Origin of the sequence: Streptomyces sp. MI02-7b (assembly GCF_033793585.1) — a bacterium.
Lineage (GTDB): Bacteria > Actinomycetota > Actinomycetes > Streptomycetales > Streptomycetaceae > Actinacidiphila.
Genome location: NZ_JARAWX010000062.1, coordinates 1 through 8,377, shown reverse-complemented (window position 1 = coordinate 8,377; position 8,377 = coordinate 1). Strand labels below are relative to the sequence as shown.

Genomic DNA, 8,377 nt, shown 5'->3' with positions numbered 1-8,377 from the left:
CCGTGAAGCTCACCGGGGACGACTCCGGCCGCCCCGAGGCCGGCCCGTCGGCGAGCGGCGCCCCGGCGGCCTCCGCGACCCCGTCGGGCGGGACGTCCTCCGCCCCGCCGTCCCCGACCGCGTCGGACGACGGCCCCGGCGCCGACGACGCGCGCGGCAACCCCGGCGACAGCGCGATCAAGCCCGTCGTCCCCGGCTGGCGGACCGTCGTCCGCGGCGACATGGGTGTCGCCTACGACGTCCCCCCGAACTGGACGGTGAAGGCGGCAGGCCTGCTCATCGGCTACGAGTGGGACAAGAACCGCATCGTCACCGGCGGCGCCGCCACCCTCGACGAGGACTGGTGCGGCACCGACCAGCGCGGCATGGCCGGGGTGAAGGGCGGCAAGGGCGCCAAGAGCCTGCAGTCCGAGGCCGCCAACGAGGCCTACAACTGGGCGTACGCCAAGTACAACCAGGAGGGCGGCACCAAGCTCACGCAGTCCGCGACCCGTGCCCACAAGAACGGCCAGGGGGTCAGCGGCTGGGTCTCCAGCACCCGCGCGACCGGCATGAAGGGCAAGTGCGCGGCCGACGGCACCGCCTACAGCTTCACCTTCCTCGGCAAGGACAAGGAGGTCCGCTCCTGGATCCTGGTCGTGGACAGCTTCAAGGGGGCCCCGGACACCAAGACGATCGCGAAGGTGCGCGACAGCGTCCGCCTGATCGGCTGAGGCCCGCACGCCGGCCGGCGAGCGCGCACGATATACGGTTGGCAGATGACCGCCCGGGCGGCGATAGTCCCCGGGTGACCCCCACGACCTCCCGCCCTCCCCGCCTCCGCTTCCGGTTCCCCGACTGGGCCGGCCGCAACTTCCGGCTGCTGGCCGCGGCCGCGTTCGTGACCAACCTCGGCACCTCCGGCGCCGTGGTCGCCTCGGCCTTCGCCGTGCTGCGGGCCGGTGGCGACGCCACCGACGTCGGACTGGTCGCGGCGGCACGCACGGTACCGCTGGTGGTCTTCCTGCTCGTCGGCGGCGCGGTCGCGGACCGGCTGCCCCGGCACCGGGTCATGGTCGCCGCGAACTGCCTGAACGCGGTCTCCCAGGGCGTGTTCGCACTGCTCGTGATCTCCGGGGAGGCCCGGATCTGGCAGATGGCGGTCCTGGCCGCGCTGGGCGGCACCGGTACCGCGTTCTTCGCGCCCGCCAACGAGGGCATGCTGCTGTCCACCGTCGACGGCGCCCACGCCGGCCGCGCCTTCGCCGTGTTCCGGCTCGGGGTGAACGGGGCCAACGTCGGCGGCGCCGCGCTCGCGGGGGCGCTCATCGCGCTCGTGGGCCCCGGGTGGGTTCTGGCCGTGGACGCGGCCTGCTTCGCGCTCGCGGCGTCGCTGCGCGCGCTGCTGCGGGTGACGCGGACGGCGGCCGCGGCCACGCCCGGCGGCGGCCTGCTGCGCGACCTGCACGACGGATGGCGGGAGTTCGCGTCGCGGCGCTGGCTGTGGGGCATCGTCGTGCAGTTCTCCGTCGTCAACGCGGTCATGGTCGCCGCGGAGGCCGTCTACGGTCCCCTGGTGTCGCAGGCCGAACTCGGCGGCGCGGGCCCCTGGGGAGCGGCGCTGGCCGCGTTCGGCGTGGGCAACATCCTGGGCGGATTCCTGATGCTGCGCTGGCGTCCGCGGCGCATCCTGCTCGCGGGCACGCTCTGCGTCTTCCCGTTCGCCCTGCCCGCGGTGGCGCTCGCGCTGGTGCTGCCGGTGCCGCTCCTCGCGGCGACGATGCTCGTGGCCGGGCTCTCCATCGAGGTCTTCGGCGTGACGTGGATGCTGGCGCTGCGCCAGGAGATCCCGGAGGACAAGCTGTCCCGGGTCGCCGCGTACGACTGGTTCGGGTCGGTGTCCATGATCCCCCTCGGTACCGCGCTCGCGGGCCCCGCGGCCGGCGCCTTCGGCCTGACCGGGGCGCTGTGGGGATGCGCGGGGCTCGCCGTGCTCCTGACCGGCGCCGTCCTGCTCGCCCCCGAGGTGCGCGACCTGCGGCGCAAGGACACCACCGCCGAGGTGGCCGGCGGCGGGCCCGCGCCGGTGGTTCAGCCGATCCCGAACGACCCGCCGGGCGGTTCCGGGGAGGGCACCGCGTCCCTGTCGTGAACCGGACGTGCCCGCCGGAGGAAGACCGCGAGGGCGTCGCCGTGGACGACCCGGGCGGGGAAGGCGTCGGCGACGGTGCGCCGGGTGAGCCGGGCGACGGGCAGCGGCCGCCGGGAGGCGGCGAGCACGGTGTTGCCGAAGCGGCGGCCCCGCAGCACGCCGGGCTCCGCGATCAGGCAGACCTCGCCGAACAGGGCGTCCAGGCCCGCGATCTGGGGCCGCAGGAAGTCGAAGGGCGCGGAGTCGGCGAGGTTCGCCAGGTAGACGCCGTCGGGACGCAGCACCCGCGCGGCCTCGCGGAGGAACTCGTACGACGTGAGGTGCGCGGGCACCCGCGAGCCGCCGAAGACGTCGGCGACGACGGCGTCCGCCGAGGCGTCCGGTGCCGCCTCCATCCAGCCGCGCGCGTCCTCGGTGGCCACGGTGAGCCCGTCGGCGCCCGCGGGCAGCGGCAGCCACCGGGCGACCAGGTCCGCGAGCGCCCGGTCGGCCTCGACCACGTGCTGGCGTGAGCCGGGCCGGGTGGCGGCGGTGTAGCGGGGCAGCGTCAGGGCACCGCCGCCGAGGTGGACGACGTCCAGCGGCTCCCCCGCTGGGGCCGACTCGTCCAGGACGTAGGCCAGGCGCCGGGTGTACTCGAACTCCAGATGCGTCGGGTCGTCGAGGTCGACGTACGACTGCGGGGCCCCGTCGACGGTCAGCAGCCAGCCGGCGGGCCGGTCCACGTCGGGCAGCAGCTTCGCCGCGCCGAAGTCCACCGCCTCGCTCACCGGAATGCGTTCGTCGTCGTGCTCCACGCGGTCATTGTCCCAGTGCGGAACGGGGCCGTTCCCGGGGGTAAGCGGAAGGGGCCCGGGCCGGGCCCGGGCCCCTTCGCTATCGCTAGTCGAGCAGCGCGGTGACGGTGCCGGCGCCGACCGTGCGCCCGCCCTCGCGGATGGCGAAGCCGAGACCGGTCTCCAGCGGCACCGCCCGGCCCAGCTCGACCGTCATCTCCACCCGCGCGCCGGGCAGCGCGATCCCGGCCCCGCCGAGGTCCACGTCGCCGACGACGTCCGCCGTCCGCACGTAGAACTGCGGGCGGTAGCCGGTCGCGATCGCCGTGCGCCGCCCGCCCTCGGCGGCCGGCAGCAGGTAGACCCCGGCGCGGAACCGGCGGCTGGGCGTGACGCTCCCGGGCGCGGCGACGACATGGCCGCGGCGTACGACGTCGCGCGCGACGCCGCGCAGCAGCAGCGCGACGTTGTCGCCGGCCTGCGCCTCGTCCATCGGCTTGCCGAACGTCTCCAGCCCGGTGACCACGGAGGCCGTGTCCACGCCGAGCACCTCCACGCGGTCGCCGACCCGGATCGTGCCGCGCTCCACCGCACCGGTCACGACCGTGCCGCGGCCGGTGATGGTCAGCACGTTCTCCACCGGCAGCAGGAACGGCGCGTCGGTGTACCGGTGCGGCATCGGCACGTGCGTGTCCACCGCGTCGAGCAGCGCCTCGATCGCCGCCGTCCACCGCGGGTCGCCCTCCAGCGCCCTCAGCCCGGAGACCCGGACGACGGGCAGGGTGTCCCCGGGGTAGCCCTGGGCGGAGAGCAGCTCGCGCACCTCCAGCTCGACCAGGTCGGTCAGTTCGGGGTCCCCGGCGTCGGCCTTGTTGAGCGCCACGACGATGTGCTCGACGCCGACCTGGCGCGCGAGCAGCACGTGCTCGGCGGTCTGCGGCATGACGCCGTCGAGGGCCGAGACGACCAGGATCGCCCCGTCCAGCTGCGCCGCGCCCGTGATCATGTTCTTCACGTAGTCGGCGTGGCCGGGCATGTCGACGTGGGCGTAGTGGCGGGTGTCCGTCTCGTACTCGACGTGCGCGATGGTGATGGTGATCCCGCGGGCCGCCTCCTCCGGGGCCCTGTCGATCCGGTCGAACGGGACGAAGGCGGCGGAGCCGCGGGCGCTGAGGACCTTGGTGATGGCGGCGGTGAGCGTGGTCTTGCCGTGGTCGACATGACCCATCGTGCCGATGTTCAGGTGCGGCTTGGTGCGCTGGTACGCCTGCTTGGGCATGGTGCGGTGCTTTCTCGGTCAGTCGTCGCATCGATGCATCGACGCATCGACAAGTCGATCTGCGGAACGGGACCCCTGCGTCCTGCCGACCCTCCCCCTGCGGGGTCCGCCGGACTGTCCGGGGAGGGTCAGGTTCGGGCGCCGCCGAACGCGTGGACCGGGAAAGCCGGTGCCGGCGCAGCCTTCGGCGCGTCCGCGACCGCGGAGGCGTCTGCGAGGAAGGCGTACCGGAACATGCCGCCGATCATGCGGCACGGGACGGGCCGGGGGCGAACGATTTTTGACGGACGGGCACGGCAGGCCGGAGCGGCGGACGACATGGGCCGGACCGCGTACACGTCACGTCACGCCGCGCGCCGGGCCAGCACGTACCCGCGGCGGGACTCGGCCTCGTGCGGGTAGTGGGTCCGCTCGAGTGCCGCCCGCACGGTGAACCCGGTGTCCTCCAGGGCCGCGCGGACGTCGGCGGCGGCGAGGAAGTGGAAGTCCACGTCGACCTCGTGCCCCCACCACCGCTGCATGGGCCGGACCTCGGCGCCGAGGTGGAAGGCGACCAGCAGCGGGGCGGAAGGGCGCAGGACGCGCCGCATCTCGGCGAAGGCGGGCCGCAGTTCGTCCGGAGCGAGGTGGATCACGCTGTAGAGCGCGACGGCGGCGCCGAACTCGCCGTCGGCCGCGGGCAGACGACGGAGGTCGCCCACCCGGAACTCGGCGCCGGGATGGTCGGCGCGGGCGAGCGCGACCATCCGCGGCGACAGGTCGATCCCCACCGCCCGCACGCCCCGGCCGGCGAGCCAGCCCGTCACATGGCCGGGGCCGCAACCGAGATCGGCGACGGGGGCGCCGTCGGCCGTCTCCTCGACGAGGGCGGACAACAGGGCGCGGTCGAGCGGCTTGTGCGCGAGTTCGCCGGCGATACGCGTCCGGTACTCCCCCGCCACGGTGTCGTAGCTTCGCCGTACGCGGCCGTGGTCGTGTTCCGGGGCGCTGGGCATGCGCCCAGCATCGCAGTCACGGGAGCGCTGTCACAGGTGCTTCGTCGCCTCGCGCACCGACAGCGGTGACAGCCGGTCCGCGGCCGACACGACGAACTCCCGCACGGCGTCCGGGTCGGCGCGGGCGTACTCGCGCAGCGCCCAGCCGATCGCCTTGCGGACGAAGAAGTCACGGTGTCCGGACCGGAGCAGGCAGTAGCGGAACAACCGCTCGGCGTCGGTGCCGCCCTTGTACGTGAGTTGATGCAGCAGGGCCGTACGCGCGATCCACAGGTCGTCATCGGTGATCCACGCGTCCATGACCGCCACCAGCGCAGGATCGGCGGCGACCAGGGGTCCGACGACATGCGCCGCGAGCGGGTCGACCGTGTCCCACCACGACTCGGTCGCCACCAGGTGCCGGGCGGTGCCGAGGAACGCCGACGAGCAGCGCCCGATGTGGCGGCGCAGGTAGTCGACCGCGAAGTAGCGGTACTCCCGCTGGGGCAGTGCCCAGCAGCGCAGCGCCACGGCCGCACAGTCGTCCTCGCCGGGGCGCGGCATGCCCGCCAGGACCTCCCGGGACAATGCGCGCCGGGTAGGAGTGGCGATGCCGAGAAAGGGGAAGGCTCCGCGCATGTACGCCGCCGCGGAGGCGGCCCGTTCCGGATCGGCGGCCGCGGCATACACCGTGGTCAGACGGGGCAGCACCAGATCGGCGAGCGCGCTGTCCGGTGCGGCCGGGACATGGGATGTCATACGCGCACCGTACGCGGGACCACTGACGGACTCCGGACGGCCATCCTCCTGGGCTAGGCTCGCGGAATGTCCGACGCTCCCGCCCTGTCCGGTTCCCGCCCGCGCCTGCGCGTGTCGCCGTGGGCCCGACTGGCGCTGCTCGTCGTGCTCCTCCTGGGCGCCGGGGTCTGCGTGGTGGTCTGGGAGCCGCAGCATTACCTCGCCGACGGCTGGCCGGCGCGGCTCACGGGATTCGCCGCGATCCTGCTCTTCACGCTCGGCTACGGCATCTGCGCCACCGCCTTCGTCCCCCGCCCGCTGCTGAGCATGGGCGCCGGCGCGCTCTTCGGCTCGGTGTGGGGGCTGACCGCGGCGATCGGCGGCACGGTGATCTCCGCCGCGGTCTGCTTCGTCCTGGGCCGCGTCCTGGGCCGGGATGCCCTGCGACCGCTGCTGCGGGGCCGCGTACTGCTCTCCGCCGACCGGCAGTTGAGCCGGCACGGCTTCCGCACGATGCTCGTGATGCGGCTCTTCCCGGGCATCCCCTTCGCGGCGGCCAACTACGCCGCGGCCGTGTCCGAGACGCGCCTGGTGCCGTACCTGGTCGCGACGGCTCTCGGCACGATCCCCAACACGGCGGCCTATGTCGTCGCGGGCAGCCGCGCCGCCACCCCCACCTCGCCGGTGTTCCTGCTGGCGATGGGCTTCCTGGCGGTGACGGGACTCGGCGCGCTCGTGTTCACCGCTTGGGCCCGCCGCCGCCGGCGCCGCTCACCGCGCGGCCGGGCGCCCCTTCACCCCGGCACCGAGGTGCGCGACGCCGCGTGACGACCTCGCGGTCGATCCTGAACGCGTGCTCCTGCGGGCCCTCGTGGACGTCGGCCCGCCAGCACCTCGTTTCGTCCGAGCGGCGCGCGTTCCGTGCCAGGTGGTGCGCGAGGGCCACGGACTCGGCTCACCGTCGACCCGGGCGTGCAGCGGGGTCCACCGGACGCCGTGAACCCCCAGCCCTGCTCCGGCGTCCCGTGGGCAGTTCCGCACGCAGCACGTGGGGGCCGCCGTCGTCGTGCCTGGTGCGCGGCCCGTCGGTCGATGACCCCGGCAGGGATGCCGAGCCCCACCAGGTCACCCGGTAGCGGTCGAGGAGCGGCGCCGCGGCGGCTCAAGGCGGACACCGTTCATCACGGAGCCGGGGGCCAGGCGGCGCCCGGCCCCCGGCGAACGTTGCCCGAGGTGCCCCCAGCCGGTGCGACCGGGTCCGGCGGATCAGCCCTGGCGTGCGCCGGGCCAGTCGGCGTAGCGGATGCGGGAGATCTCCAGGACCTCGCCCGTCGTGGCCCACTCGTCCTTGCCGAGGCGCGCGAGCGGACGCAGCTTGCGGACGTCCGGCTGGCCGTCGGCCATCACGGCCTCGGAGACGGCGGCGTGCACCACGCGGCCGAAGACGACGGTCGAGTCGCCGAGGGTCACCGTGCTGTGCAGCTCGCACTCCAGGGCCACCGGGGAGGCCGCCACCCGCGGCGGCTTGACCGCGTGGCTGGGCTCACGGGCGATGCCGACCTCGTCGAACTCGCTGACGCCGCGCGGGAAGTCGGTCCCGGTCGCGTTGATCTGCTCGAAGAGGTGCTCGGGGGCGAGGTTGACGACGAACTGCCGGGTCTCCTCGATGTTGCGCAGCGAGTCCTTCCGGCCGACCGACGTGAACTGCACGACCGGCGGGCTGACGCACGCGACCGTGAAGAAGGAGTGCGGGGCGAGGTTCGCCGTTCCCGCCTCGCTCAGGGTCGACACCCACGCGATCGGCCGCGGCACGACCACCGAGGTCAGCAGCTTGTAGAAGGGGTTGCGGCCCATGGCCTCGGGATCGAAGTCGATTCGCATGGGCGCCAGTATCCCCCTCGGGGGACGGGGATCACAGCCGCCCTCTCCGCCCTGGCCGAACGCGAGGTTCCGACGAAAGGGCCTGGTATCGGAAGGCACGGGTCACCGGAGTCGATCACCCCATGTCCACGCCGAACGAGTGGGACGACATACTCATTCCGCCGCAGGCACGCGGCGGCCGCGTCACCCTGAACGTCAACGACGAGCCGGCCGCGTGACTCCCCCAACGGCCGGCTGCCTGTCTGTGGATCTCCTCCGACCGCATCGGCATCGAAGCCGGAGTCGACCGCCAGGAGGAAGATGCCGAGGACACTCGGGCACGGCTGCGCTGGGGGCCGTTCGCCAAGATCTACAAGGAGAACCACACCTCCACGTTCAAGAAGCGCAAGGTCGTGCGCGCCGAGGGGACGATCGACTGGGTCGTCATCCATCCGAAGTTCCGAGAGCTCCTCAGTGATCTCGCAGCCGGCGTCATCGACGGAGTGATCTTCTAAGACCTAGACCGACCGGCAATAGGTGGCCGCTGTGCGTCTGGGAGATGGTCTGGATGCGGCACGGGCACGGGCCTGCGTGATCATGGAGTTCTCTACGCTCAGTG

General features: G+C 73.7%; 7 protein-coding genes and 1 pseudogene. 3 read left to right on the top strand and 5 right to left on the bottom strand.

Annotated features, from left to right (window positions below):
* Together PV364_RS41030 and PV364_RS41025 are read left to right on the top strand one after the other, a co-directional pair.
* A pseudogene (locus PV364_RS41030) lies at positions 1-713 on the top strand (hypothetical protein); the annotation flags it as partial.
* A 74-nt stretch (positions 714-787) separates the two neighbouring features.
* A complete protein-coding gene (locus PV364_RS41025) occupies positions 788-2,131 on the top strand; it encodes an MFS transporter (protein ID WP_319666047.1) in 1,344 nt (447 codons plus the stop codon).
* Here PV364_RS41025 and PV364_RS41020 read toward each other — a convergent pair.
* The 4 genes from PV364_RS41020 to PV364_RS41005 form a co-directional block, all read right to left on the bottom strand.
* A complete protein-coding gene (locus tag PV364_RS41020) occupies positions 2,071-2,928 on the bottom strand; it encodes a fused MFS/spermidine synthase (RefSeq protein WP_319666046.1) in 858 nt (285 codons plus the stop codon). The genes PV364_RS41025 and PV364_RS41020 overlap by 61 nt on opposite strands.
* A gap of 85 nt (positions 2,929-3,013) precedes the next feature.
* Entirely contained in the window at positions 3,014-4,186 is a 1,173-nt protein-coding gene (gene tuf, locus PV364_RS41015; RefSeq protein ID WP_319666045.1) for an elongation factor Tu, read from the bottom strand.
* Positions 4,187-4,530: 344 nt separating this feature from the next.
* Positions 4,531-5,181: a class I SAM-dependent methyltransferase gene (locus tag PV364_RS41010; RefSeq protein ID WP_319666044.1), complete on the bottom strand. Its 651-nt coding sequence runs from the start codon at positions 5,179-5,181 to the stop codon at positions 4,531-4,533.
* Positions 5,182-5,211: 30 nt separating this feature from the next.
* Positions 5,212-5,919, bottom strand: a complete 708-nt coding sequence (locus PV364_RS41005; protein ID WP_319666043.1) for a DNA alkylation repair protein — start codon at positions 5,917-5,919, stop codon at positions 5,212-5,214.
* A 66-nt stretch (positions 5,920-5,985) separates the two neighbouring features.
* Here PV364_RS41005 and PV364_RS41000 point away from each other — a divergent pair, with 66 nt between their 5' ends.
* A complete protein-coding gene (locus PV364_RS41000) occupies positions 5,986-6,726 on the top strand; it encodes a TVP38/TMEM64 family protein (protein WP_319666042.1) in 741 nt (246 codons plus the stop codon).
* A gap of 438 nt (positions 6,727-7,164) precedes the next feature.
* Here the strand turns inward: PV364_RS41000 and PV364_RS40995 are convergent, their stop codons facing one another.
* Positions 7,165-7,779: a flavin reductase family protein gene (locus PV364_RS40995; RefSeq protein WP_319666041.1), complete on the bottom strand. Its 615-nt coding sequence runs from the start codon at positions 7,777-7,779 to the stop codon at positions 7,165-7,167.
* Between the last annotated feature and the right edge of the window lie 598 nt (positions 7,780-8,377).